Here is a 23,651-nt window from a genome sequence, read left to right on the forward strand (position 1 = left end):
CGACCACGTGGCGCTGAGCCACCCCTGGCACCATTTCGACGAGGCCGTGCTGTTCTACCGCACCGTCCTGGGGCTGCGCCCGCACGACAGCGTCGAGGTGGCCGACCCGTACGGGCTGCTGCGAAGCCGCGCCATGTCGAACGCCGCCGGGACGGTACGCATGGCGCTCAACATCGCCCATCTCGGGGGCAAGGACCTGCCACGACAGCACGTGGCGCTGGCGACCGACGACATCGTGGCCGTCGCCGAGAACCTGCGCGCACTGCCGGACGTGCTGCTGCCGATCCCGGACAACTACTACGACGACCTGGAAGCCCGGTACGACCTGGGGGCGCAGCGCCACCGGCAGCTGCGCGCGCTGGGGCTGCTGTACGACGCGGACCACGGCGGGGAGTTCCTCCACCTCTACACCACCACGGTCGGGCAGGTCTTCTTCGAGATCGTCCAGCGGACCGGCGGCTACCGCGGCTTCGGCCTGCCGAACGCGGCGGTACGGCTGGCCGCCCAGCACGTCCCCACGCCGGCACGGTTCTGAAGATCTCCAGGTCCACCAGGTCCGGGGTACCGGCAGCGTTACCCCGGGCCCGTACGCCTACGATGGAGTCTCAACGCGTCGACCGGTGGAGTCCCATGACCTCGAATCCCGCACCCCGAGTCGGCCGCGAACGTCAGCGGGACGCCGACCGGACGAAGGCGGAGATCCTTGAGATCGCCACGCGGGAATTCGCGAGGCACGGTTACACCGGCGCCCGGGTCGACGAGATCGCCGCCCTCACACGCACCACCAAGCGCATGATCTATTACTACTTCGGCGGCAAGGAGCAGCTGTACACCGCTGTGCTGGAGAACGCGTACGCCGAGGTAAGGGCCGCGGAGCGCGCCCTCGACGTCGATCATCTCCGCCCCGTCGAGGCGATCCGCACCCTGGCGGAATTGACCTTCGACCACCATGACGCGCACCCCGACTTCATCCGGCTGGTGAGTATCGAGAACATCCACCAGGCCGAGCACATCCGAAAGTCTCCGGTGCTTGCGAGCCTCGGCACCCCGGCGCTCGACCTGATTACCCGGATCCTGGAGGCCGGCCGGGAGAGCGGCGACTTCACCGCCTCGGCCGACGCCATCGACGTGCACATGGCGATCAGCTCGTTCTGCTTCTTCAGGATCTCCAACCAGCACACGTTCCATGCCCTGTTCGGCCGCGACCTGACCGCCGCCAAGCACCGCACCCGGCACCGCCGCATGCTCGGCGACATGATCGTGGCCTACCTCACCGGCCCATGACGTGACGCGACCCGGGCTCTGTCGCGCGGTACCGGGTGGAACAGGCCCTGGATGCTGCGGAACGACCCGCCACTCGGCTGTGCGTGCTGTGCGGTGCAGGAACTGGAGCCCATGTTGCGCGGGTTCGACCACACCGGCGCGAACTGATCTTCACCCGTTCGAGTGAGGGAGCTCCGGCACTGCCCGTCTAGGAGGTGGGCTGCTCCAGCACCGTCTGTCGCTACGTCGAGCTACGCGACGACGGGGCCCTGGCCGTCGGCCCTTTCCCGCCGCGCCGATTCGGCAATCCAGCCTTCGTCCCAGCGGAACGCCTCGCCCCTGGCAGTTTCAATGCCAGGGTGTGACTGAGTGCGCTAGTTGGCGGATGAGCGCTCTACTTGGCGGGTCCGGCGTCCTCCCCGTCGGGACCGGAGGTGGCCTGTCCCAGACCCCGGCGGATCGCGATCTCCACGGGTGAGTACGCGCCGTCGGCCCGCTCCAGTTCGTACGGCGCGGCCGGCATCAGCGGCGGCTGGGCCATGAAGCGTGGCCGCGCCCCGTGGTGCGGCTGCGCTGCGTGCACCAGGAACGGATGACATAGGAAGACGTCACCCGGGGACCCGGTGGCAAGGGCGAGCGGCCGGTGGGCGGATGCCGCTTCGAGGTCCGGCGCGATGGCCAGGCCGCTCGCGCCCTCCTCCCCGTACGGCTCCAACACCTTCGGCACGTCAAGGTGGGAGCCGACCCGGATCCGGGTCGGGGCGTCCTCTTCCCCCACCTCGCTGAACAGAAACAGCATCAGCAGGGCCCGGCCGCGTGAGCGGAGATTGGTGAAGGGCCAGGTCTCGCCCTCCACGGCATAGCTGCCCTCGATGTGCCAGCCCGCGTCTTCGGGCTCCTCCTCGTGCGGAAAGCGCAGCGGGAAGGTGCCGAGCGAGTAGCTCGGCTCCCACCGCCCGGCGCCGACCAGCAGGTCGTACGCCCAGTGCAGGGCCGGGGAGTTGGGTGCGGCGGCGAACGGTCCCTGTGCCATCCCACCGACCCAGTGCACGGGCTGCGTCCACGTCTCCGGGTCGTCCGGGTCGCAGCCCGTCTCCCGCCACAGCAGCCGCGCGCAGCTCGCGGCCACGCGGGGCGCGACAGCGCCCTCCAGCTTGACGAAGCCGTCGCGGAGGAAGCGGGATCCCAAGGTCATGTCGTCCATGCCTCCATCGTGCGGCGCCGCCCGTCCCGGTCACCCGACACTTGCCGCACCGCCTTTCTCGGGTGCGGCGTTCAGGGCCGCACCTGATTGAATTGATGGTCGGGATCTTGGAGGCGAGCGTGCTGGAACGGCTCAATCAGGCCATGGAGCACATCGAGCGGCAGCTCGACAGGTCCGTCGACGTAGGCGAGCTGGCGCGGTTCGCGGCCACCTCGGAGTACCACCTGCGGCGGATGTTCTCGGCGCTCGCAGGGATGCCGCTGTCGGAGTACATCAGGCGCCGTCGGCTGACCGTCGCGGGCGCGGAGGTGCTGGCCGATGAGCGGACGCTGCTGGAGATCGCCGTGCGGTACGGATACGGCTCGGGAGAGGCCTTCGCGCGGGCGTTCCGCGCGGTGCACGGCGTGGGGCCCGGCGAGGCGCGGCGCACCGGCGCGGCGCTCAGTTCCCAGCCCCGGATGACCTTCCGCCTCATCGTTGAGGGGAGCAGCAGCATGCGCTACCGCGTTGTGCACAAGCCGGAGTTCAACGTCGTCGGGGCGAAGGCCCGGGTACCGCTCGTGCACTCGGGGCCGAACCAGGCGATCATCGATTTCGTCCGCGGGATCGGCGACCAGGCAAGGAAACTGCTGGAGGAGCTGTCCGACCAGGAGCCGCACGGCATTCTCGCGGTCTGCGACGACCTCGATCCCAGCCGGGCGGAGGGCACCGGCCTCGACTACTTCCACGGGGTCGTCACCTCGGCGTTCGCGCCGGAAGGCATGTCCACGCTGCCCGTACCGGCCGGGACATGGGCGGTCTTCACCACCTCGGGGCCGGCGCCGGAGGCGGTCCAGGCGCTGTGGCGGGATGTGTTCACCGAGTGGTTCCCATCGAACCCGTACCGGAGCCGGTCCGGGCCGGAGATCCTTCGCACGCGAATGTCGGCGGACGGCAGCGAGGCCGATGCCGAGCTGTGGCTGCCGGTGGAACGGGAGGCCTATTGATTCTGAAATCCCTTCCTGCCCTTGTTCGCCGGGGCCGGCGTGCTGGTACCGGCGCAGACGGGCGGTCACCCGGCGTGCCGGGTCGCGGTAGTTGGCCGGCACCGTCGGGGAACGATTCTTGGCACCAGCGGCGTCGCCTCCTGGCACCGACATCCATCACCCGGCGCGATCACCTCAGCTCCGGACGCTGAGTCTGCGGCCCCAGAATCAGGAGCCCGACCACACCTGAACATTCAAGGGTGGTCACTGGGAAGCGTGGGGGATCCCCATTTCTGCGCTTCAGGCCCTTCCGTGCAGCTGAACTCGTCGCCTGCCGAGCGGTCGTAGCGGCGAAGGACCAACAACCGGCCGGAGTTGGCTTTCTGGATCTGCCGGTAGCGGTCGGCGACGGCCAGGTAGTCGCCACTGCGCGCCGTTGCCGAACCCCACAGCCGGCCGCTGTCAGCGTCGTGGACGCGGTAATGGATCGGCTCCCGGTCCCGGACAGGACTCGCGTCGGCCAGGAGACGGTCGTTCCAGGTGTCGGGCATCGACTCCCCGTGAGTACGATCCGCGTGTTCGATCGGCGGACTCGAGCAGGTCGAACGGCCGGTGGGCCAGGAGAGCGGCGATGCCGCCCGGGCGGTGCAGGAGACTTTGGTTGGCGACGGCTGTACCACCAGCAGACGAAGAACCTGCTGGTGTCGTACTCGCCGAAGAAGCTGGGGTTCTTCTAGACCCGCAAGGCCACTGTGCTGGGTACGTTCATGCGAACGCCGAAACGCGGCCCGTCGATGAGGAACAAGCTCAGGGGTCTCGGCTCAACCGGTGGGCCTCGACACCGGCGGGCTGTCGTCCTCGGCCGTGGGGAAGGCCAGCCTGCGGTCGATGTCGGCGGTGACGCGGCCCTCGACCATGGTCGCGACGACGCGGTGGCGGAACGTCATGCCGTGGAACGGGGTGTTGTCCGACGCGCTGACCGACTCAGCACGGTCCACCTGCCAGTCGGCCCGGGGGTCCACCAAGGTGAACGTCGCGGGCTCCCCCGCGCGCAGCGGACGGCCCGCCACGTCGGCGAGCCCCGCGATACGGGCGGGACGTGTCGACATCACCATGGCCACGAGACCCCAGTCCGGTTCGCCCCCGGCGCCCAGCGCCTCAGCGACCACGGGGAGCGCGGTCTCCAGGCCCAGCATGCCGAAAGGCGCCTCGCACCAGTGGTTGTCCTTGCTCGACGCGGTGTGCGGGGCGTGGTCGGTGGCGGCGGCGTCGATGGTTCCGTCGCGCAGAGCCGCGCGCAGAGCCGCCACATCCTCGGCGCCGCGCAAGGGCGGATTCACCTTGTGCAGAGGGTCGGTGTCGCGCGTCATGAGATCGGTGAGCAGCAGGTGGTGGGGGGTCACTTCGGCTGTTACCGGCCAGCCGCGCGACTTGGCCCACCTGACGATTTCGACGGTCCCCGCCGTGGAGACGTGACAGATGTGCAGGCGTCCGCCGGTGGCGCCGGCGAGTACCACGTCACGGGCGACGATCGTCTCCTCCCCCGTCGCCGGCCAGGGCGGCAGACCGGTGGCCCGCGCCGCCGCGCCCGCGTTGACCTGGCCTCGCTCCACGAGACGCGGGCACTGCGCGTGTTGGGCGACAAGGGTTCCGGTGCGGCGGGCCGCCTCCAGCGCCCGCAGCAGGAGCCTGGGGTCGTCGACGCATACGCCGTCGTCGGAGAACATCAGGGCGCCGGCGTCCGCCATGGCGTCGAGGGGTGCGAGGTCGCGGCCGGCGAGCCCGCTGGTGACGGCCCCCACCGGGTGCACCCGGCAGGACGCGGTTCGTGCCGCCCGCTCGATGATGTGCCGTACCCGCTCGGGGGTGTCGGTCACCGGCGCGCAGTTGGCCATGGCGAGCACGTCGGAGTATCCGCCGTGCGCCGCCGCCCTCGTGCCGCTCGCGATGGTCTCCGAGGCGGTGTCTCCGGGCTCGCGCAGGTGGGTATGGAGGTCCACCAAGGCCGGCAGCATGATCAGACCGTCACAGTCGGCTGTCGTCGCGTCCGCGGCACCCGTGCCGTCCCCCTTCCCGGGGGCCGTCACGGCGGCGATCCGGCTGCCCCGTACGGTCACGTCCCGGGGTGCGCCGCCGAGAGGCCGGACGCCCCGCAGGATCATCGTCCCCGCGGAGCCGTTCACCGGTCCACGTCCAGGTGCGTGTCCTGGTACGTGAGGCGGAAGACCGGTCCGTCCGTGCAGATCAGCGGTGACTCCTCGGGACCGCTTCTGGTCCCGGTCGCGCAGCCGTGGCAGTACCCGAGGCCGCAGGCCATGTGGGCTTCCAGCGATACCTGGACGTCCGCCGCCCAGCGTCGGCCGAGTTCCTCGCAGAGCCGGGCCAGCCGCTCCGAACCGCACGTCATGATCTGCTGTGGTGGGGCCTGGTCGAGGTCTGCGGTCAGCGTGTCCCGGAGCCGGGTCACGTCGCTGCTGCCGGTGTCGTCGGTGACCTCGTGCAGTCGTGTGACACCGGCCGCCCGGTAGACGTCTCCGCCCACCACTCGGTCCGCGCTTCTGCCGCTGGCCACGGCGACGATCTCGACGTCGGTCCCGGCGTATTCCTGGGCGACCGTGGTCAGCGAACAGGTGCCGATGCCGCGCCCGACCAGCAGGACGCGCCGCGTTCGCCGGGCGATCCGGAATCCCCGGCCCAGCGGTCCCACGACCAGCATGCGTTCGTCCGGCCGGAACGAGGCCAGCCGACGGGTGCCGTCACCGACCACTCCGAGGAGGATGTCGATGGTGCCGGCCGCCGGGTTCCGGCCGTACACCGCCATCGGGCGGGGCAGTACGGGGTCACTGTCCCCGTCCCTTGCGGCCGTCAGCATCACGAACTGCCCTGCCTGGCAGGTCCGGGCGATGCTCGGTGCTTCCAGGCGCAGGAAGTGGTAGCCGCGGCCGTGCGGGGTGGAGGCGAGGACCCGGGCACGGTGCCAGGTCGGGGCGGGGAGGCCGTTACCGGAACCGCGCAGCGGTGTCACGCGGTCCCGGACCGGTATGCCGGCCTCTGTGTCGAGGGTGTTCATGCTGCTGGGGCCTCCTGTGCGGACAGCCGGGCATCGAGCCGCAGAAGACCCGATGCCAGGATGTCGGTGCCGACGGCGAGTTCGGCCGAACGGGTCAGCTCCTCGGGACTGTGGCTCACCCCTCCGTTGTGACTGGGGACGAAGATCATGCCGGTGGGCACCACATGGTTGATCATCTGTGCGTCGTGGCTGGCCCCGCTGGGCATGACCCGGTGCGCGATCCCGGCCTCCGCCGTGGCCTCGGCGACGGTGTCGCGCAGCCATCTGGGGAGGATGACGGGGGAGGCGTCGGCCAGCAGCCGGGACTCGCAGCCGATCCCGCGCCGGGAACAGATGTTCTGCGCGCTGTCGACGATCTCGGCCGCGGTCAGCCGCTGCCGGTCGTTGTCGACGTCCCGGACGTCGACATACACCTCGGCGCTCCCGGCGATCGTGGTGAGGGAGCCCGGCGAGGCGTGCATGCGTCCGACGGTGGCACGGGTGCCGTGATGGCGGCTGTCGTTGGCGAGGGTCTCGATCATGAGGATGATCTCCGCCGCCGCGGCCATCGCGTCGGCCCTCATCCGCATCGGGGTTCCCCCGGTGTGCGAGGCCCGTCCGGTGAGATCGAGGCGCAGCCGGGTGCTGCCCGAGATCAGGTCGACGAGTCCGACGGGAACGGACTCGGACTCCAGCAGGGAGCCCTGTTCGATGTGCAGTTCCAGGAAGGCGGCCCAGTCCTCGCCGCGCCAGCGGGCCGCCTCGGTGTCGTCCGGGTCGAGGCCCACGGCCGTCATGGCCTGTGCCAGCGATACGCCTTCGGCGTCCTGTGTGGTCCTCAGGTCGGCGGGGCCGGTCAGTCCCGCGGCGATCCGGCTGCCCGTGCACGCCTGTCCGAAGCGGGCTCCCTCCTCGGCGGCGAAGGCCACGAAGCGGACCGGCCGGGTGAGCCGGATCCCGCCGGATACGAACAGGCGTGCCACCTCCATCGCCGCGACCACACCGGCTATGCCGTCGTACGCGCCGGCTCCCGGCACGCTGTCGAGATGGGAGCCGGTTCCCAGGCCCGGCAGTCCGGTGGTCGTGCCGGGCAGTTCGGCGACGGTGTTGCCGGCCGTGTCCGTACGTACGTCCAGGCCGAGCGCGCGCATGTACGCCGCGTACACGCCATGGGCCTGCCGCTCCAGCGGGGTGTAGGCGAGGCGGGTGACGCCGGGGCCCCGGCCGGGCTCCGATATTCCGGCGAAGGTGTCCAGGTGCGTTCGGAGCCGGTCGGCGTCGGCGCGACGGGGAGCGGCGAGGGTCGGCGCGGTCATCAGAGTCCGGCCGACGAGGCTTCCGCCTCGGAGAGCAGCGACACCACGGGGACGGAACCCGCGGCATCGAGGGTCGGCGTGTGCAGGACAGCGGCCACCGCGGTCACTTCGGCGCCGCCGCCCCGTAGCAGGCCGAGCATCGTCTGCAGTCGGCGCGGCTCCCAGGCGGTCGCCAGCAGGACGACCCGGTCGCCGGGGGTGATCGCCGGGGTGACGGAGGTGATTCCGGACTCGTCGGTGACCCGTAGGACGGTCGCGCCCGTCGCCAGGGCCACGACGTGGGCGAGCACGGCTTCGTCGCTGCTCTCCCACACGGAGATGCGGTCCGGCGCCAGGTCCCGCACGGCGTCGGCGACGGCCCGGCCGACGAGGTCGGCCGCGGCCGGGGAAACCTGCGTGTTCAGGGTGGTGCCGTAGGCGTCCGTGGCCGCGCCGAGTTCACGGACGCCGGAGAGGATCGCGGAGGTGCTTTCGGTCATCGGGGATCCACCTCTTTCTTGTCGGTCGCGGGCCCGAGCGGGGCCCGCGTCGGGGTGGCGGAGAAGAGCGCGTGGAACCGTACTCCGTACTGCTCAAGGAGCGTGTCCGCCACGCTGCTGTCGCCGCTGTCGAGCACGCTGAGGACGCGGGAGATCCGCATCCCTGCCTTCGTGGCGGTGAGTACCGGTGGTGCCGCGTCCCGCGCCGAGCCCACCAACGGCACGACGACGACGGCGTGTTCGCCCGCGTGGGCCTCGCCGGTCAGCCGGGCGTCGTCCCGGGTACCGGTCACCGTCGCGAACGGCAGCCCCGTGTGCAGGGCCAGGGCGGTGGTGACGGCGATACCGTCGGGGGCGGCGCACACCAGCCGGTCGGTCCCGGGTGGGAGCGCTTCGGAAAGCAGCGCCGCGGTACGGCGCAGGATGGAGGGCCGGCTCTGGACGGCTTCGGCGTCGAACCGGCCGTCGCCGCCGGGGGCCACCGCGAGTATGTCGGCGTACAGTTCGGCGCTTCGTTGCTCGGCGCTCTGGAAGGCGCTCGGGGCGTCAGGTGCCGTACGCAGGACCTGGGCGAGGTTCATGAGGGCTCCGGGGTGGGCGATCTGTGGACCGGACGGTCCGAGGACGGCACGGTCCACAGGTGGTCCGCGGCTGAGGGTCAGGTCCGCACCGTGCCGCGTATGTCCGCGACACGGGCGATGCCGAGTTCGCCGCACAGGGCGTCGAGGTCCCGCAGGACCTGGGTCATCGCGTACGGGCGGGTGAACGTCGCGGTGCCCATCTGTACGGCCGTGGCTCCGGCCAGGACGAACTCCAGGACGTCCCGCGCGGTGCTGATGCCGCCGCATCCGATCACGGGTATCCGGACGGCCGCGGCGGCCTGCCACACCAGGCGCAGCACCATGGGCCGGACCGCGGGGCCGGAGAGTCCTCCCACCCCGTTGCCCAGGACCGCGCTCCGCCCGTCCAGGTCGATGGCCATGCCGGGGAAGGTGTTGGCGACGGTCACCGCGGTCGCGCCGGCCTGCTCGGCGGCCCGCGCGATGTCACCGATCGATGTCACGTTCGGGGTCAGTTTGACGAGGACGGGCAGCGACGTGCGTGCCACGACACCCGAGACGACGCGCTCCACGGTCGCCGCGTCCGTTCCGATGGCCAGCCCGCCGTGCTCAAGGTTCGGGCAGGAGACGTTCACCTCCAGTGCCTCGCAGGGGGCGTCGGCGAGATCCTCGGTGATCCGCAGGTACTCCTCCACGGCAAGACCCCCGACGCTCACCACGACGGGCACCCCGAACGACCGGTAGCGCGGCAGCACCGTGCGGATGAACTCCGCCGAGCCCGGGCTGGGGATTCCCACACTGTTCAGCATCCCCTGCGCGCTCTCGGTGAGCCGGTGCGAGGGGTTGCCGGAACGCCGTTGCGAGAAGAGGGTCTTGGTGACCACCGCGCCCAGTTCGCGCACCGGCAGGAGACCGGCGAGTTCGGGACCGAAGCAGCCCGACGCGGGCATGACGGGGTTGGCCAGCCCCAGCGGGCCCAGCGAGACCGCGAGATCGGTCCGGAACGCCGCGTGGTCCGCGAAATGCCGGTCGCGGTCGTCGAGCACCGCGGGACTGTGGGTCTGGACCTCCGTCATGGGGCCTGCCTTCCGCGTCGGGGGGATCGGGGGAGAAATGGGGCGGAAATGTGGGTGTCAGCCGCCGAATCGCTCGGTGAGCTTGCGCTCGGCCCAGCCGATGAGGGCGTACATGACCCAGGCCATGAGACAGAGCAGCCCGAGGCAGATGATCACGAGCTTGATGTCGTCGTTGTCCTGTGCCTGCTTCTCCAGGTAGCCGAGCCCCGACTGCGCTCCGATGAACTCACCGATGACCGCCGCCGTCACCGCCTGGAGAACTCCCAGGCGCAGACCTACGGCGATGGCCGGCAGGCTGTACGGCAGATCGATCTTGACGGCTCTGGCGACCGGTCCGATGCGCAGCAGGCGGGCCAGGTCGTCGACCCCTTTGGGAACGGACCGTAGCCGCGTCACCATGTTGATCATGACGGGGTAGAACGACACCAGTGCCACGAGCGCGATCTTGGAGCCGACACCGAGCCCCAGCCAGAGCACGATCAACGGGGCGATCGAGATCTTCGGGGTCACCTGCGCCACGATGACGAGCGGCATCAGCAGTCGTTCGACCAGCGGCACGCGGGTGAAGAGGATCGCCAGGACGACCCCTGCCAACGCCCCGATGAGTACACCTTGCAGGACCTCGGCCAGCGTCTGCTGGATGTGCACCGTGAGCACGTCGTCCCCGGCCAGCCGCCAGGCGTGCTCGGCCACGGCGGCCGGGCTCGGCAGCTTGTAGGCCGGTATCCCGAAAGCCACTGTGACCAGCCACCAGAGCCCGACACCGGCCAGCAGGGACAGCGTGCCGACCACCACCGGCCGGACGGCGTCGGCCGTCCGGCCGGGGCGGGCGGAGCCGCCGGGGCGGGCGGGCGCCTCAGCCGAGGTCATCCGGCTTCACCACCAGGTCACCGGCGTCGAAGGACGTGTCGAGGAGCTTGAACTCCTTCTGGGAGTCGATGGCCTGCTGCCAGCGCGCGAGGTCCGGAGAGCCCAGGCCGTTCTTCTTGGTGTTGTCCGACTGCCACAGGCTCTTGGCGAAGAGGTCCTCGATGATCGTGGTGATCTCGTTCTCCTGGCCCTTGAAGGAGGAGGCGTACTTCTTCACCGACATGTCGACCGCCGCGCGCGGGTTCTCGACGGTGTACTCGATGCCGCTGTTCAGCGCCTTGTCGAACGCCTTGACGGTGTCCGGGTCGTTCTTCACCTTGTCCTCGCCGGCGATGACCACGTTGCCGAAGGAGGGCAGGTACTTGTCGCTCAGTATCTGGTTCACGTCGACCCCGGCGGACTGGAGCGCGTAGTAGCGCAGGCGCGAGAAGACGATCGCGTCGACCTGCCCGTTCTTCAGCGCGTCCACGATGACGCCGGTGCCCAGGGTGCGGACCTTGACGTCGGAGAGCTTCAGTCCGGCGCTCTCCAGCATCGCTTGGAGCTGGATGTAGTTCGGGCTGCCGAGGTCGGTGACGGCGACGGTCTTGCCCTTCAGGTCGGCGGGGGACTTGATGTTCGCCGAGGGCTGCGACAGCAGCGCGCCGATGCCCTGCTGGTACGTGGTGTGCACGACCTTGGTCTTGATGCCCTTGCCGTACGCGGTGACGACCGAGTCGCCGTTCGGGAAGCCGAAGTCGACGTTCCCCGACGCCACGTTCTTCACGATGTCGGAGCCCTGGGCGTAGGTGAATTCGACGTCCAGGCCCGCGTCGGCGAAGTACCCCTGCTCCTTGGCCGCGTACAGCGGGGCGTAGTACGGCACGGCGGCGCCGTCGATCTGGATGGTGACCTTCTTGGTGCCGTCGGACGACGTCTTCGCCGACTCGGAGGAGCCGGGGCTACAGGCGGCGAGGAGGGCGGCGACGGCCACGGCGGCGGGGATGCCGACGAGCTTCAAAGGCCTTCTGTTCATGATCTTTCCTTAGGGCGAAGTGGGAATGAGAATCAGCGGCGTCCGCGCAGGAGCCTGCGCTCGGCCAGGGAGACGAGGCCGAAACCGAGGAGCCCGACCGCTACCGTGATGAGGACCGCGGCGATCAACAGGGGTGTGTCACTGGATGTGTTGCCGAGCACCATGAGGTATCCCAGGCCGCGTTCGGAGGCGAGATACTCCGCCAGGAACGCGCCGGTCATGGCGTCGATAACGGCGATCTTGGCGCCGGCCAGCAGCGCGGGCACGGCCGCCGGCAGCTGGATCATCCGCAGGTACTGCCATCGGGACAGATGCAGCAGCCGGCCCAGTGTGCCGATGTCGGCGGGAACGTCCTTCAGCCCGAGCATCGTGGCCATGGCCATCGGGAAGAAGACCAGCAGCAGGATGAGCGCGTACTGCGAGGTCAGGCTGAGACCGAACCACAGCACCAGCAGCGGCGCGACGGCGATCTTGGGAGCCGCCTGGAGCAGCACCATGTAGGGGGCGAGGATCTCCCGGACGGTGCGGGAGGCCCACAGGACCCAGCCCAGGGCGATACCGATCAGCGACCCGCCGACGAACCCCAGCACGATGTTGCGCAAGGTGTAGGTGAGGTTGGGCCAGAGGGTGCCGTCCTGTACCAGCTTCACCCCCGCGTCCAGCACGTCACCGGGGGCGGGCAGCAGATAGGACGGTACGTCGGCCAGCGTGACGTACGCGCTCCAGGCAACCAGCACGGCTGCCACATAGGCGAGCGGCGTCAGTACGCGTACGACTACCGTGCGGACGGTGCCGCTGTCACCGGGGCCGGACGCGGCGGAACCCTTCACATCCCGGTCGGTGCCCCGGCGGCGGGTGAGGGTCTCCATGCTCACACCAGCTCCTGACGGAGCATGCCGGCGAACTTCGCGAATTCGGGCAACTGCCTGGTCTCGGGGTTGCGTTCACGGCTCAGGGGAACGGTGTGGAGGGCCTTGATACGGCCCGGCCGTGCCGACATCACGGCCACGCGGTCGGCGAGGTAGGTGGCCTCCTCGACGCTGTGGGTGACCAGGACGATGGTCTTGTGGGTCGTTTCCCAGATGCGCAACAGGTCGTCGTGGAGCCGGTCCCTGGTGATCGCGTCCAGAGCCCCGAAGGGCTCGTCCATGAGCAGGATCCGGGGGTTGTAGGCCAACGCCCTTGCGATGGCGGTGCGCTGGCGCATACCGCCGGACAGTTCCTTCGGGAACGAGTCGGCGAAGTCGGTGAGTCCGACCAGGTCGAGCAGGGTCGCCACCTGTTCGCGCCCCTGCTCCGAGGTGTCGCGCTGCGCCTCCAGACCCAGGGAGACATTGCGCCGCACCGTGCGCCAGGGAAGCAGCGCCGGCTCCTGGAAGACGAAGCCGATGTCCTTTCCCGGGCGCGGCGGGACGCTCCAGCTCAGGTCACCTTCGAAGTCCGTGTCCAGGCCGGCCATCATCCTCAGCAGCGTCGACTTGCCACACCCCGAGGGGCCGATGAGCGCGACGATCTCGCCCTCGCCCACGTCCAGGTCGACGTCCTCCAGAGCCACCACCTTCGAGCGCTTGGCGGCGGTGTAGGTCTTGTGGACGCCTCGCACCGACAGGAGGGGGTTCATGCGGACCCCGCCCCCGGAGTCGCGCGGCCCGAGACGCCCGGGACGCGGTGACACCTGTCATCGGCGTATGTGGAGTGGTGCGGCATGAAGATCTCCTCAATAGTCACGGCGACTTGGTGTCCGTACGGAGCCCGGCGGGATCGTTCCGGGCACCGGCACACCACCGCCTCGCAGCTTCCGTATCTGGAAATGGCGTTTCCACTGCGCTGGTCAGAGGTTGGGCTGTTTTTCGGCCACAGTCAAGACCTAGATCTGGCCCGCAATTCGGTGTATACCGTGATGCGGGTTCGATTTTTCGCGGGATGGGGGCCTGTGCGACCACAACCCCGATGCCGAAAAGTTACGTCCCCGTCATCCATTCTTTCCACTAGCGGAAATAGCGAACTCATATGGAGGTTCTCGACGATGGCGAGAAGCGCCCAGGATCCATGGCACAGGGGGGCACCGCCCCATCTCCCGGCCGCCGCTGCGGCCGAACCTCTCCCACCGGTCTGTCTGCTGCCGGGAGACCCCGCCCGGGTCGACCTGGCCGCCGAGGTTCTCGACGACTTCCATGTCCTCGGCCAGAACCGGGAGTTCAGGATCGGTACCGGCCGTGCGCCCGGCGGCCGGCGGATCGCGGTCTGCTCGACCGGCATCGGCGGCCCCTCCACCGAGATCGCCGTCGTCGAACTCGCCCGGCTCGGAGTGAAGACCGTGCTGCGCACCGGCGGCATGGGCGCTCTGACCGACCGCATACCGCCGGGCACCGTCTGCGCGGCCACCCGGGCGCTGCCGGGCAGCGGCGCCGCCTCGTACTACCCCGCCGACCCCGTCGGCCCGGCGGCCCATCCGGCCGTCCTGACCGCCCTGCGGCGTGCGGCACGCGACTTGGACGTACCGCTCACCGAGATCTCCGTCGCCACGGTCGACTCGTACTACCTCGGGCAGGGACGGCCTCTTCCCGGACACGAGGAACACGCGGCCACGAGGATGGACGTCCTGCGCGGACTGGGCGTCGACGGGGTGGAGATGGAGACCGAGACGGTGCTGGCGGTGGCCGGGACCCTCGGCGTACGAGCGGGCGCCGTTCTGGTCGCGCACGCCAACCGTGCCACCGACGGCTGGCTGGAGGACTACCGTCCCGCCCAACTCGCCATGCTGAGGGTGGCGGTGAACGCCGCGGCGCTACTCTCGAACGACGACGATCCGCAGGCGGACACCGCGGTCACGTCCTGAACAGCGCCCGGTAGCCGCACATCAGTACCGGAGCCACGTACGAGCGGGCGTGACGACGGTGCCAGGACGGCGCCCCTATGTTCCCGCCCGGCAGTCCTTTGGCCCCAACGAACGGACAGACCGCTGAGTACCGACAGTTACACCAGAACGCTGCGCATCCTGCGGGCCATCGCGGCCCACTTGCGCGGTATGTCGTTGCAACAGTTGCACGAGGAGCTGGGCATCCCGATAGGCAGCCTGCACCGGGTGATGGCCGCGCTCGTCGAAGAACGCTACGTGACGCGCTCCGCCACAAACCGCCGCTACTTCCTCGGACCGGCCTTCACCGAGCTGTCCACCATGGCTCTCGCCTCCCAGGGCACGGCGGTCAGCCCGCCGCGCCCCATGGAAGAAGCCGCCAAGGAGAGCGGCGAGACCGTGTTCCTCACCGAACTGACCGGCACCCGCCTGCTCTGTGTGGCCCTGGTCGAGGGCGTGCACCCGCTCCGTCTGTTCGTCCGGGTGGGCCAGGACATGCCACCGCACGCGGCGGCCTCGGCACGCAGCATCCTCGCGTACCAGACACCCGAGACCGTCGCCAGGGTGCTGCGTGCGCAGGAGTTGACGGCCTACACCGCGGACACCCCGCACACGGAGGAGCACGTGACCGCCCATCTCGTCCAGGTGCGGTTGCAGGGTTTCGACGTGTGCGAGAACGAACTGGACGACGACGTCTGGGCAGTGTCCGCCCCCGTCTTCGGATCCACCGGGCAGACCACGTCCAGCATCACCCTCGCCGCCGCGGGCCGGCGAATGCGGGACCCACTGGCCCGCACCCGCGCCACGGAGACCGCTCTGCGGGCCGCCCGCGCACTCTCGATGGAACAGGGCTACGCCGGCGCCGCCTCCCCCGCCCGACATCGCCCCTCGCCCGAACCCGCCGGATAGGACCGGGCGTGCCCGGAGTGGCCAGAGTGAAGGAGATCGCAGAACCGGAAGTCGCCCGCCGTCCCCACCAGTTCGGGCTGTACTCGTCGATATAGCCACGTCCCGCCAGGGCGACATCTACCCGGCCTTTCAAGGTTCTCTGCAGGTTTGTCCAAAGGCCGTCTGCCACGTTAGCCGTGGCCGGTGACGGAACGCCTGGAGTTGCTGTCGCTGCCACTAACCGGGGAGGACCTATGAGGAAGTTCGTTATGGCAGTCGGAAGCGCGGCGGGGGCACTGATCCTCGCGTTCGCGGGAGCCGCGCCGGCGAGCGCTCACGATGGCACTGTGAGCGGGCCGTACGCGTGTGGCGCGAGCCGGGCTCAGTCGTGTGGCTGGGGTGGCACGACCGGCGGCCACCAGTGGGTGTCCGCATGTGATGGGGTGGCCGACGGGTACGGGTACAGGGTCGACTACGAACTGGCAAACGGGAGTACCGGCAGCGTCAGCGACAGCAACGGCGCCGCATCCGGGTGCGGAAACCGGAAGGTCGGTACGGCCACCAATACGGTTGTGTGGCTTCAGCCGTGCAACTCCACTCTGGGTATCTGCGGCCCGATCGTCCGAGCCTAGGGCCTGTCTTCAAAGTAGCGCCATCCGCCCGTAGGGCGGGGCCCGCGGCGGATGGTGCGGTGCATCGCAAGGCGGAGGATCGGCCTCGTACCTGGCGTACTCGGCCGCGTCCGACAACGCGGCGAGGTGCCGTGCCAGCCGCCGCGGGCCAGGCGGGACTTTGAAGACAGGCCCTAGGAGCCTTCCGAGGTAGGCCATGCTGCGGCTCGCCCTCCGTCGCGGAAGCCTGCGAGGCGCAGGGCGCGGGTGGCGAGCTCGGCCTGGGCGTACAGGGGGTGGTCGCGATCGTCCAGGCCTGCGGGCATCTTCCCGTCCATGCCTGCAGGCAGACCAGGTAACTGGTAGGCCGACTCCCGCTGGAGTAGGCCGTGGCGACGTCGGCGGCCTGGAGTCAACACGGCATCCTGGAACGCCTCGCGTCCGAGGCGATCGACGGCGGTGCAGCAACTGGCTGCGGATGCGGTTCCTTGCCTGTCCATAGCATGAACACATGAGCAACGATGTGATCGAGGCCTGGGAACGCATCGAGTCCTGGCTGAGACTCCACCCGCCAACCACCCCGATAGTTCCCGGCGCCTCCAACGAGCTGATCGCCGGGGCTGAAGCCGAGCTCGGTTTCCATCTCCCCGTCGACCTCCGAACGCTGTGACAGAGGTGCGCAGGGTCGGCCGCGCCGCTGACGCCCGAGGGCGAGGTATTGCTCGGAGTGCGCCACGCCCTGGATGCCTGCGACTTGCTGAATCACCCGGGGGTCTGGGAGACGGCGTGGATTCCGTTCACCGCCGATGAACCTGACGACCCGTTCTGTGGGACTTTCATCGACGCCGCGACGGGGTCGATCGGGTCGTGGAACCGGCAGGACGTCTCCCACCTGTACGACGACGGCAGCACCCTGGCCGGGTATCTGACCGAGGTGGCCGACGAACTTCGAGCACTCCACTGAGAGCGCCGAACGGATCCCGCCCGTTGAGGAACTGATCCTGTAACGGGCGGGACGGCAGTTGTCGGATGGCCGTTGTCGAGGTGTCAGCGGCGCAGCGGGCTTAGCTTCGCCGACTGCCCCCTCTCGGGGAAACCATTGGCCCACGCGTCGCAGATGACCTTCTCCGCGAGCCAGTTGCATCCGGCGGTCGTCAGGCCCGTCCAGACGTAGTAGCCGTCGGCGTCCAGCAGCCGTTTCGACGACGAGAACTGGCCGAACAGACGCATCGCCCCCGAATTGACCTCCAGCGACATCGACGACCGCCCGCACTTGGCCTTCGTCCAGTCCGGCTCGGGGTAACGCCCATCGTCACGGAAGTGCAGCGTGCCGTCGTCGTTCAGGCCCTCGTAGGTCTGCACGCATTCCTCACTGTTGTTGAAGAGGTACGGGTGCGCGTTGCCGTCGGGCGTCTTGGGCATGCCACCGGACTCGTATGTGCCCCACGCGTACGGACCGGACTTCTTCGAGGCATCTGCCTGTTCCGGCGCCCCGTACGGGGCGCCGGAACAGGCAGGTTGATGAGGAGTGCGTCAGGGGGGAGGTCGGGTGGTTACGGCCGGGCTCTTCGGCTGTGCCGGGCCGCGTCCGGGTTACAGGGTGCCGGTCAGGCGGTCGGTGAGCAGCCGGGTGAAGCGGGCCGGGTCGGGCAGGTCGCCTCCTTCCGCGAGCAGCGCGCTGCCGTAGATCAGCTCGGCGGTCTCCGCCAGTGCGGGGTTCTCGGCGTTCGCGTCGTGCGCCGTGCGCAGGGCCGTGATGAGCGGGTGTGCGGGGTTGAGTTCCAGGATCCGCTTGACCGGGGGGATCTGCTGGCCCATGGCCCGGTACATCTTTTCCAGAGTCGGGGTCACGTCGTGGGCGTCGCCGACGATGCAGGCCGCCGAGGTGGTCAGGCGTGAGGACAGGCGGACCTGCTTGACCTGTTCGGACAGGCTGGTGGTCAGCCAGGGCAGCAGGGCGGCGAAGTCCTGCTCGCGCCGGGCCTTCTCGGCGTCGGCTTCCTTCTGGCCGTCGGCGGAGTCGTCGAGGTCGACCTGCCCCTTGGCGATGGACTGCAGAGGATGGCCGTCGAAGGTGGGGACCTGGTCCACCCATACCTCGTCGATGGGGTCGGTGAGAATCAGGACCTCGTAGCCCTTGGCGGCGAAGGCTTCCATGTGCGGGGAGTTCTCCACCATCGCGCGGCTCTCGCCGGTCAGGTAGTAGATGGTGTCCTGGCCGTCCTTCATCCGCTCGACGTACTCGCGCAGCGTGGTGGTCTTCTCCGGGTCGTGAGTGGAGGCGGCCGACACCAGCTCCAGCAGGGCCTCGGTGTTGTCCGTGTCCTCGACCAGGCCTTCCTTGAGCGCCCGGCCGAACTGCTCCCACACCTTCGTGTAGCGCTCGGCGTCCTTGGACTGCATGCCCTTGATGGCGCCGAGGACCTTCTTGACCAGGCGCCGGCGTACACCGCGGATCTGGCGGTCGTGCTGGAGGAGCTCGCGGGAGACGTTCAGCGACAGGTCGTGGGCATCCACGACGCCCTTGACGAAGCGCAGGTAGTTGGGCATGAGCGCTTCGCAGTCGTCCATGATGAACACCCGCTTGACGTACAGCTGCACGCCGCCCTTGGTCTCGCGGGAGAACAGGTCGAAGGGTGCCTGCGAGGGGATGAACAGCAGCGCCTCGTACTCGAAGGTGCCCTCGGCGCGCATGTGAATCGTCTCGGCGGGGGGCAGCCAGTCGTGGCTGATCTGCTGGTAGAACTCGTTGTACTCGTCCTCGGTCACCTCGCTGCGCGGACGGGCCCACAGCGCCTTCATCGAGTTGAGCGTGTCGATGTCGTGGGTGGTCTTGCCCTCGGCGTCGGTGCGCTCGGTGGCCATCCGGATCGGCCAGCGGATGAAGTCCGAGTACTGCTTGACGATCTGGCGGATCTTCGATTCGGAGAGGTAGTCGGCAAGCCCGTCCTCGTTGTCGGCGGGCTTGAGGTGCAGGGTGACCGAGGTGCCCACGGGCAGCCCGTCGACGGCCTGGATGCCGTAAGTGCCCTCGCCGTCGGACTCCCACTGGGTGCCGGAGTCGGTGCCGGCCCGCCGGGTACGCAGGGTGACCTTGTCGGCGACCATGAACGACGAGTAGAAGCCGACGCCGAACTGACCGATCAGGCTCTCGGCGGTGGCGGCATCCTTGGACTCCTTGATCTTCTCCAGCAGGGCGGCGGTGCCGGACTTGGCGATGGTGCCGATCAGCTGCACGAGATCGTCCCGGGTCATGCCGATCCCGTTGTCACGGACGGTCAGTGTCCGGGCGTGCTTGTCGACCTCCAGCGAGATGTGCGGGTCAGTGATGCCGGTTTCGGCGAGGCTGGAGTCGGTCAGCGATTCCAGTCGCATCTTGTCCAAGGCGTCGGAGGCGTTCGAGATCAGCTCGCGCAGAAAGATGTCTTTGTTCGAGTAGATCGAGTGAATCACCAGTCGGAGCAACTGGCGGGTCTCGGCCTGGAATTCCAGCGTCTCGACACTGCTGCTCATGGGGGTCTCTCTCTGTGGGTAGGTAATGAATGGATGTGGACTCGGGCCGGGGACGGACCGCTGCCCGTCGTCGGCGTGGTTCGGGGTGGGCCGGAGCGCACGCGTGTGGCATGACCCTGCGTGGTGGGAGTCAGTCATCGTCAGCGACTGTCGTCGTGTGCCGGTCTTCGATGGCCTCCAGGGATTGGACGAGGCCGGTGTGGCGGGCATCGAGGTAGGGACGCATGCCGGTCAGGGGCGCAATGAGCTCGGCGGCGTCGGCGGCGCCGAGAGCGGCATGCAAGGCAGCCTGGGCTGAGCGCGCTTCGGGTGCGAGGTGGGCGAGCGCGGTGATCTGTCCGGCGAGGCGGCGCAAGTCGCCGGCGTTGGCGCGGGCCCAGCTGACGGTGGCGCGTTCGGCGGCCCTGGCCTGGCGGGTGGCCGTCACGCGCTGCTCGCCGGTGGTGCCGACGGCGCCGGGGCGGCCACGCAGGTAGCGGCGCTCGGCGGCCTGGCGGCTGGCGACACCGAGGGGCGGGGCGAGGTCGGCCCAACTGGCGCCCGCGTCGCGGGCGGTCTCGATCAGCCCGGTCTCCCAGCCGGCGAGCTGCTCGCGCACCTGCCGCAACAGCATCAGGGAGCCCAGCGCCTGCTCGGGGCCGGGAGCAGTGGCGTCGGGGGTCTCGCGCTGGGCATCGCGCAGCGCGTCGTCTATGGCGGCCAGGGTCGCCGCAGCGGCGAGGAAGGACGCCGGGCTGTGGGCGTCGGTACGGGTCATCGACGGCTGATCGGCTGCTGTCACGGGCACCTCCCCCAGAGAGTCATCAGGTCGATGACATCATGTTTGTCATCCATTGGATGACATGTTACAACGATGTCGGTGGAGCGCGTTGGCAACTACCCGGTTGGGGGCGGCCGATGAGGTCGTAGCCGGCGGGGAGCTGGAGCAGGATCTCATTGTGGAGGTCGTCGTCGGCTGCGTCGGCGACGGTGGACAGCACGGCACTGACGTCCCAGGTCGCGGTCTGCTCGGTGGCACCCTCGATCCAGGCCGGGGTCGCCCGCACGAACCGCTCCGGCGACAGCGGCCCGGCGCTCTGCGGCCGGTTAGCAGGATCAGGGCGAATCCCTCGGGCAGGCGTGCCGTCACCGCCATATTCATCCGGTCAGCGAGGTGACCCGAGACCTCAACCTTCAGCACGGCACCGGTAGGTGTTGATCAATACGCCGGACGGTGTCGGCTCTGTGGCGGTGAGCCTCAGGCCGCGCGGGCTTCTGCGGTCGGTGAACAGCCGCTTCCCGCTCCCCAGGACGAGGGGGAAGACCAGCAGCCGGTACTCGTCGACGAGATCGGCCTCGATCAGCGTTCCGAGCAGCCCTCCGCCGCCCAGCACCACCGTCTCCCCTTCGGACGCGGCCTTGATACGTCCGATTTCCGCCGCCGGATCCGCGCCGAGCACGGTGGTGTTCGCCCAGCCCGGATCCCTGAGCGTGCGGGAGGCCACGTACTTGGGCATCGCGTTCATCGCGGCCATCGCGGGGTCGTTCATGTGGGCGTACGGCCATGTGGTGGCGAAGATCTCGTACGTTCTGCGGCCCAGGAGCAGGGCTCCGGCACCAGCCGTGGCCTCGCTCATGAACCGCTCCACCGCTTCGTCGACATGGGGCAGCACCCAGCCGCCGTGATCGAACCCACCGTCCCGGTCCTCGTCGGCCGAGAGGACCGACTGCATGACGCCGTCCAGCGAGACGAAGTTGACCACGGCCAGCCCTCCGTCCTGAGGGGCCGAGCCTATGAACGCCGGTCCGGTCGGCCCAAGGCGACCGGATACAGTGCGCGAGACGGCAGCCTGTTCCAGGAGGCGAAGCGTGACCGACACCAGCGACACCCGGCCCGCCGAGGGCGAAGCGCAAGCGCCGCGGCGGAGCCGACTGCGCCGACTGATGCGCTACATCCCCCTGATCGCCCCCATCCTGCTCTGGGCCGTGCCCTGCTGGGTGCTCCTGTACACCGGCCAGCACTGGCCACTGCCGGTCACGCTCGTCGGCACCGCTCTGTTTGCCGTTGGTCTCGTCGGTATGCCGCTCGCGATGGCGCGCGGCCACGGCCGGCGGCAGCAGGATCGGGCGGCGATCGTAGGTGACACCCTGCTGGGCACGAGCTGGGTTCTGTTCACCTGGTCCGTTCTGATCGGCGGCCTCTTGCGGCTTGTCCTGACCATGGCCGGGGTCGGCGAGGGTCAGGATGGGGCCCGGACCGTCACCTGGGCCGTCCTCGCCGTCAGCGCCATACTGCTCTGCTGGGGATACGCCGAGGCCCGTCGCGTGCCGCGCGTGCGCCGGCTCGACGTGCGACTGCCACGGCTGGGTGCCGGGTTGGACGGCCTCCGGGTCGTCCTCATCACTGACACCCACTACGGCCCGCTCGATCGCGCTCGCTGGTCGGCGCGGGTGTGCGAGACGGTGAACACGCTGGAAGCCGACCTGGTCTGCCACACCGGCGACATCGCGGACGGCACCGCTGAGCGCCGCCGGGCCCAGGCCGTGCCACTCGGTACGGTGCGGGCAACCCGGGCCCGTGTGTACGTCACCGGGAATCATGAGTACTACAGCGAGGCCCAGGGCTGGGTCGACCTGATGGAGGAGCTGGGCTGGGAGCCGCTGCGCAACCGCCATCTCCTGCTCGAACGTGGCGGCGACACCCTCGTGGTGGCCGGCGTGGACGATGTCACCGCCGAGTCCTCCGGCCTGGCCGGACACCGAGCCCACCTCGCCGGAGCTCTGGAGGGGGCCGACCCCGATCTGCCCGTCCTGCTCCTGGCCCATCAGCCCACGTTCGTCGACCGGGCCGCGGCGGGCGGTGTCGACCTCCAGCTCTCCGGACACACCCACGGCGGTCAGATCTGGCCCTTCCACCACCTGGTCCGCCTCGACCAGCCCGCCCTCGCCGGACTCAGCCGCCACGGCGCCCGCACGCTTCTCTACACCAGCCGCGGCACCGGCTTCTGGGGCCCGCCGTTCCGCGTCTTCGCGCCCAGCGAGATCACACTGCTCGTACTCCGCTCCCCGCACCCCACCACCTCACCCTGAGGGCTGTGCCGCATCACGAGGCACCACGGCTACCTCCGGCATTTCGGCTTCATTCAGATTGGAGGCAGCGCGGCGCGCGGCGCTGGGTGGTCGGGCGGCGAAGCGCTGCACATATGTGAGGAGTGGGTGGCGACAAAGCTGCGGTGGTCCCTGTCCGTCGACCAGGCGGAGCGTGACGCCCTGCCGCGTGTCGCCGACGGCTGCGTGCACCAGCGGGTGACGTAGGAGTCAGCCGCGTAACGATCGCAACGGTCGCCCGCCCCCGGTTCCGGTGTTACTGGGGGCGGGCGTCGGTGTTGTACGGGTGAGACGGCGTCAGGCGCCCCGGCGCGGGCCTACGAGGCCGCCCGTGCGGTTGGCTGGAGCGGCGCGATCGGCGGTGGCGGCGGGATCTGCATGCGGAGCCCGGACTCGCTGCGGTGGCCGAGTCAGCCGTTGTCAGCCCGGTGCATCAGTTCGCCTGCGTTCGAGGTTTCGCGGGCTTACTCGTTCTCCTTGAAGACTCGGGAGACCACGCAGGCGCCACCGCCATTCCAACACAGCACCATGTCATGGGCCGTGTTGCCGCGGACGTCGAAATTCCCTCCGTCGCAGCCGCTGTCGCCGCCGTCGTCCCAGCTCTTGAGAGTGACGATCTGGCCGGTGAGGTGGTTGAGGGCCCTCAGATATCCGGTCACACCATGACCGTCGGCCCTGCTGTCGCAGACCCTGAAGCGGTCCCCGTCGTCGATGAACGTCATGTCGCCACGATCGTACGGAAGCTCGACACCGGCGTTGGCGGCCGACGCCGGAGCCGCCGCGAAACCGATCGTCACAGCAGTCGCCGCACCGATCAGGGCCCCACGTTTGAACATTCTCTTAGCCATTTGATTCCCCCAGTTTCGGACTCTTGCCCCAGGCACCGCAGGTTTCACTG

At 69.4% G+C, this 23,651-nt stretch carries 25 protein-coding genes and 1 pseudogene; 8 read left to right on the plus strand and 18 right to left on the minus strand.

Annotation, left to right across the window (positions count from 1 at the left end):
• Both GXP76_RS00570 and GXP76_RS00575 read left to right on the plus strand, forming a co-directional pair.
• On the plus strand, positions 1-535 hold a 535-nt coding region (locus GXP76_RS00570), incomplete at its 5' end, for a VOC family protein (protein ID WP_242569379.1).
• A gap of 95 nt (positions 536-630) precedes the next feature.
• Entirely contained in the window at positions 631-1,284 is a 654-nt protein-coding gene (locus GXP76_RS00575) for a TetR family transcriptional regulator (RefSeq protein WP_242569380.1), read from the plus strand.
• Positions 1,285-1,657: 373 nt separating this feature from the next.
• Here GXP76_RS00575 and GXP76_RS00580 read toward each other — a convergent pair whose 3' ends face one another.
• Complete coding sequence (locus tag GXP76_RS00580) at positions 1,658-2,467, minus strand: phytanoyl-CoA dioxygenase family protein (RefSeq protein ID WP_242569381.1); 810 nt, start codon at positions 2,465-2,467, stop codon at positions 1,658-1,660.
• 119 nt (positions 2,468-2,586) lie between these two features.
• Here GXP76_RS00580 and GXP76_RS00585 point away from each other — a divergent pair, with 119 nt between their 5' ends.
• Entirely contained in the window at positions 2,587-3,453 is an 867-nt protein-coding gene (locus GXP76_RS00585) for an AraC family transcriptional regulator (RefSeq protein ID WP_242569436.1), read from the plus strand.
• A gap of 233 nt (positions 3,454-3,686) precedes the next feature.
• Here the strand turns inward: GXP76_RS00585 and GXP76_RS00590 are convergent, their stop codons facing one another.
• From GXP76_RS00590 to GXP76_RS00640, 11 genes are all read right to left on the minus strand, one after another.
• A complete protein-coding gene (locus GXP76_RS00590; RefSeq protein WP_242569382.1) occupies positions 3,687-3,983 on the minus strand; it encodes a hypothetical protein in 297 nt (98 codons plus the stop codon).
• A 270-nt stretch (positions 3,984-4,253) separates the two neighbouring features.
• A complete protein-coding gene (locus tag GXP76_RS00595; protein ID WP_242569437.1) occupies positions 4,254-5,594 on the minus strand; it encodes a dihydroorotase in 1,341 nt (446 codons plus the stop codon).
• Positions 5,595-5,611: 17 nt separating this feature from the next.
• Positions 5,612-6,502 (minus strand): dihydroorotate oxidase electron transfer subunit, encoded by an 891-nt coding sequence (locus GXP76_RS00600; protein ID WP_242569383.1) that lies wholly within the window; start codon positions 6,500-6,502, stop codon positions 5,612-5,614.
• Complete coding sequence (locus tag GXP76_RS00605; protein WP_242569384.1) at positions 6,499-7,797, minus strand: Zn-dependent hydrolase; 1,299 nt, start codon at positions 7,795-7,797, stop codon at positions 6,499-6,501. The genes GXP76_RS00600 and GXP76_RS00605 overlap by 4 nt, the downstream gene beginning before the upstream one ends.
• Entirely contained in the window at positions 7,797-8,276 is a 480-nt protein-coding gene (locus tag GXP76_RS00610; protein ID WP_242569385.1) for a hypothetical protein, read from the minus strand. The genes GXP76_RS00605 and GXP76_RS00610 overlap by 1 nt, the downstream gene beginning before the upstream one ends.
• Entirely contained in the window at positions 8,273-8,857 is a 585-nt protein-coding gene (locus tag GXP76_RS00615; protein ID WP_242569386.1) for a hypothetical protein, read from the minus strand. The genes GXP76_RS00610 and GXP76_RS00615 overlap by 4 nt, the downstream gene beginning before the upstream one ends.
• A gap of 77 nt (positions 8,858-8,934) precedes the next feature.
• Positions 8,935-9,912 carry a dihydroorotate dehydrogenase gene (locus GXP76_RS00620; RefSeq protein ID WP_242569387.1) on the minus strand — a complete coding sequence of 326 codons (978 nt, stop codon included), beginning with the start codon at positions 9,910-9,912 and terminating at the stop codon, positions 8,935-8,937.
• Positions 9,913-9,969: 57 nt separating this feature from the next.
• Complete coding sequence (locus GXP76_RS00625) at positions 9,970-10,782, minus strand: ABC transporter permease (RefSeq protein WP_242569388.1); 813 nt, start codon at positions 10,780-10,782, stop codon at positions 9,970-9,972.
• On the minus strand, positions 10,769-11,797 hold the full coding sequence (locus GXP76_RS00630; RefSeq protein ID WP_242569389.1) for an ABC transporter substrate-binding protein: 1,029 nt from the start codon (positions 11,795-11,797) through the stop codon (positions 10,769-10,771). Before GXP76_RS00630 ends, GXP76_RS00625 begins: the two co-directional genes overlap by 14 nt.
• A 32-nt stretch (positions 11,798-11,829) precedes the next feature.
• Complete coding sequence (locus GXP76_RS00635) at positions 11,830-12,666, minus strand: ABC transporter permease (protein WP_242569438.1); 837 nt, start codon at positions 12,664-12,666, stop codon at positions 11,830-11,832.
• Positions 12,667-12,668: 2 nt separating this feature from the next.
• Positions 12,669-13,418: an ABC transporter ATP-binding protein gene (locus GXP76_RS00640; RefSeq protein ID WP_242569390.1), complete on the minus strand. Its 750-nt coding sequence runs from the start codon at positions 13,416-13,418 to the stop codon at positions 12,669-12,671.
• 405 nt (positions 13,419-13,823) lie between these two features.
• On the opposite strand from GXP76_RS00640, the gene GXP76_RS00645 reads away from it, so the two are divergent.
• The 4 genes from GXP76_RS00645 to GXP76_RS00660 all read left to right on the plus strand — a co-directional run bounded on the left by GXP76_RS00645 (position 13,824) and on the right by GXP76_RS00660 (position 17,117).
• Entirely contained in the window at positions 13,824-14,636 is an 813-nt protein-coding gene (locus GXP76_RS00645) for a nucleoside phosphorylase (RefSeq protein WP_242569391.1), read from the plus strand.
• 150 nt (positions 14,637-14,786) lie between these two features.
• On the plus strand, positions 14,787-15,563 hold the full coding sequence (locus GXP76_RS00650; protein WP_277992838.1) for an IclR family transcriptional regulator: 777 nt from the start codon (positions 14,787-14,789) through the stop codon (positions 15,561-15,563).
• 1,101 nt (positions 15,564-16,664) lie between these two features.
• A complete protein-coding gene (locus tag GXP76_RS00655; RefSeq protein ID WP_242569393.1) occupies positions 16,665-16,823 on the plus strand; it encodes a hypothetical protein in 159 nt (52 codons plus the stop codon).
• Between the two features lie 57 nt (positions 16,824-16,880).
• Positions 16,881-17,117: a hypothetical protein gene (locus tag GXP76_RS00660; RefSeq protein WP_242569394.1), complete on the plus strand. Its 237-nt coding sequence runs from the start codon at positions 16,881-16,883 to the stop codon at positions 17,115-17,117.
• 83 nt (positions 17,118-17,200) lie between these two features.
• On the opposite strand, the gene GXP76_RS00665 is transcribed toward GXP76_RS00660, so the two are convergent.
• From GXP76_RS00665 to GXP76_RS00685, 5 genes and pseudogenes are all read right to left on the minus strand, one after another.
• Entirely contained in the window at positions 17,201-17,575 is a 375-nt protein-coding gene (locus GXP76_RS00665; protein ID WP_242569395.1) for a hypothetical protein, read from the minus strand.
• 171 nt (positions 17,576-17,746) lie between these two features.
• Entirely contained in the window at positions 17,747-19,666 is a 1,920-nt protein-coding gene (gene htpG, locus GXP76_RS00670; protein ID WP_242569396.1) for a molecular chaperone HtpG, read from the minus strand.
• A 130-nt stretch (positions 19,667-19,796) separates the two neighbouring features.
• Positions 19,797-20,447 (minus strand): type III effector protein, encoded by a 651-nt coding sequence (locus GXP76_RS00675; protein ID WP_242569397.1) that lies wholly within the window; start codon positions 20,445-20,447, stop codon positions 19,797-19,799.
• A gap of 64 nt (positions 20,448-20,511) precedes the next feature.
• A pseudogene (locus GXP76_RS00680) lies at positions 20,512-20,792 on the minus strand (DUF2267 domain-containing protein); the annotation flags it as partial.
• A 40-nt stretch (positions 20,793-20,832) separates the two neighbouring features.
• Positions 20,833-21,408, minus strand: coding sequence for a dihydrofolate reductase family protein (locus GXP76_RS00685; RefSeq protein ID WP_242569398.1), 576 nt, complete (start codon positions 21,406-21,408; stop codon positions 20,833-20,835).
• A gap of 106 nt (positions 21,409-21,514) precedes the next feature.
• On the opposite strand from GXP76_RS00685, the gene GXP76_RS00690 reads away from it, so the two are divergent.
• Positions 21,515-22,735: a metallophosphoesterase gene (locus GXP76_RS00690; protein WP_242569399.1), complete on the plus strand. Its 1,221-nt coding sequence runs from the start codon at positions 21,515-21,517 to the stop codon at positions 22,733-22,735.
• 482 nt (positions 22,736-23,217) lie between these two features.
• Here the strand turns inward: GXP76_RS00690 and GXP76_RS00700 are convergent, their stop codons facing one another.
• The gene (locus tag GXP76_RS00700; protein ID WP_242569400.1) at positions 23,218-23,589 is read right to left on the minus strand and encodes a hypothetical protein; all 372 of its coding nucleotides are present in this window, start codon (positions 23,587-23,589) and stop codon (positions 23,218-23,220) included.
• Positions 23,590-23,651 lie beyond the last annotated feature (62 nt).

Source organism: Streptomyces sp. NP-1717, from assembly GCF_022695985.1.
GTDB lineage: Bacteria > Actinomycetota > Actinomycetes > Streptomycetales > Streptomycetaceae > Streptomyces.

Bases quoted from the DNA above. Each gene is read 5' to 3' on its own strand.
- GXP76_RS00575 (WP_242569380.1), top strand. From the start codon at position 631: ATGACCTCGAATCCCGCACCCCGAGTCGGCCGCGAACGTCAGCGGGAC.
- GXP76_RS00580 (WP_242569381.1), bottom strand. From the start codon at position 2,467: ATGGACGACATGACCTTGGGATCCCGCTTCCTCCGCGACGGCTTCGTC.
- GXP76_RS00590 (WP_242569382.1), bottom strand. From the start codon at position 3,983: ATGCCCGACACCTGGAACGACCGTCTCCTGGCCGACGCGAGTCCTGTC.
- GXP76_RS00595 (WP_242569437.1), bottom strand. From the start codon at position 5,594: ATGATCCTGCGGGGCGTCCGGCCTCTCGGCGGCGCACCCCGGGACGTG.
- GXP76_RS00600 (WP_242569383.1), bottom strand. From the start codon at position 6,502: ATGAACACCCTCGACACAGAGGCCGGCATACCGGTCCGGGACCGCGTG.
- GXP76_RS00605 (WP_242569384.1), bottom strand. From the start codon at position 7,797: ATGACCGCGCCGACCCTCGCCGCTCCCCGTCGCGCCGACGCCGACCGG.
- GXP76_RS00610 (WP_242569385.1), bottom strand. From the start codon at position 8,276: ATGACCGAAAGCACCTCCGCGATCCTCTCCGGCGTCCGTGAACTCGGC.
- GXP76_RS00615 (WP_242569386.1), bottom strand. From the start codon at position 8,857: ATGAACCTCGCCCAGGTCCTGCGTACGGCACCTGACGCCCCGAGCGCC.
- GXP76_RS00620 (WP_242569387.1), bottom strand. From the start codon at position 9,912: ATGACGGAGGTCCAGACCCACAGTCCCGCGGTGCTCGACGACCGCGAC.
- GXP76_RS00625 (WP_242569388.1), bottom strand. From the start codon at position 10,782: ATGACCTCGGCTGAGGCGCCCGCCCGCCCCGGCGGCTCCGCCCGCCCC.
- GXP76_RS00630 (WP_242569389.1), bottom strand. From the start codon at position 11,797: ATGAACAGAAGGCCTTTGAAGCTCGTCGGCATCCCCGCCGCCGTGGCC.
- GXP76_RS00635 (WP_242569438.1), bottom strand. From the start codon at position 12,666: ATGGAGACCCTCACCCGCCGCCGGGGCACCGACCGGGATGTGAAGGGT.
- GXP76_RS00640 (WP_242569390.1), bottom strand. From the start codon at position 13,418: ATGAACCCCCTCCTGTCGGTGCGAGGCGTCCACAAGACCTACACCGCC.
- GXP76_RS00645 (WP_242569391.1), top strand. From the start codon at position 13,824: ATGGCGAGAAGCGCCCAGGATCCATGGCACAGGGGGGCACCGCCCCAT.
- GXP76_RS00655 (WP_242569393.1), top strand. From the start codon at position 16,665: ATGAGCAACGATGTGATCGAGGCCTGGGAACGCATCGAGTCCTGGCTG.
- GXP76_RS00665 (WP_242569395.1), bottom strand. From the start codon at position 17,575: ATGCCCAAGACGCCCGACGGCAACGCGCACCCGTACCTCTTCAACAAC.
- htpG (WP_242569396.1), bottom strand. From the start codon at position 19,666: ATGAGCAGCAGTGTCGAGACGCTGGAATTCCAGGCCGAGACCCGCCAG.
- GXP76_RS00700 (WP_242569400.1), bottom strand. From the start codon at position 23,589: ATGTTCAAACGTGGGGCCCTGATCGGTGCGGCGACTGCTGTGACGATC.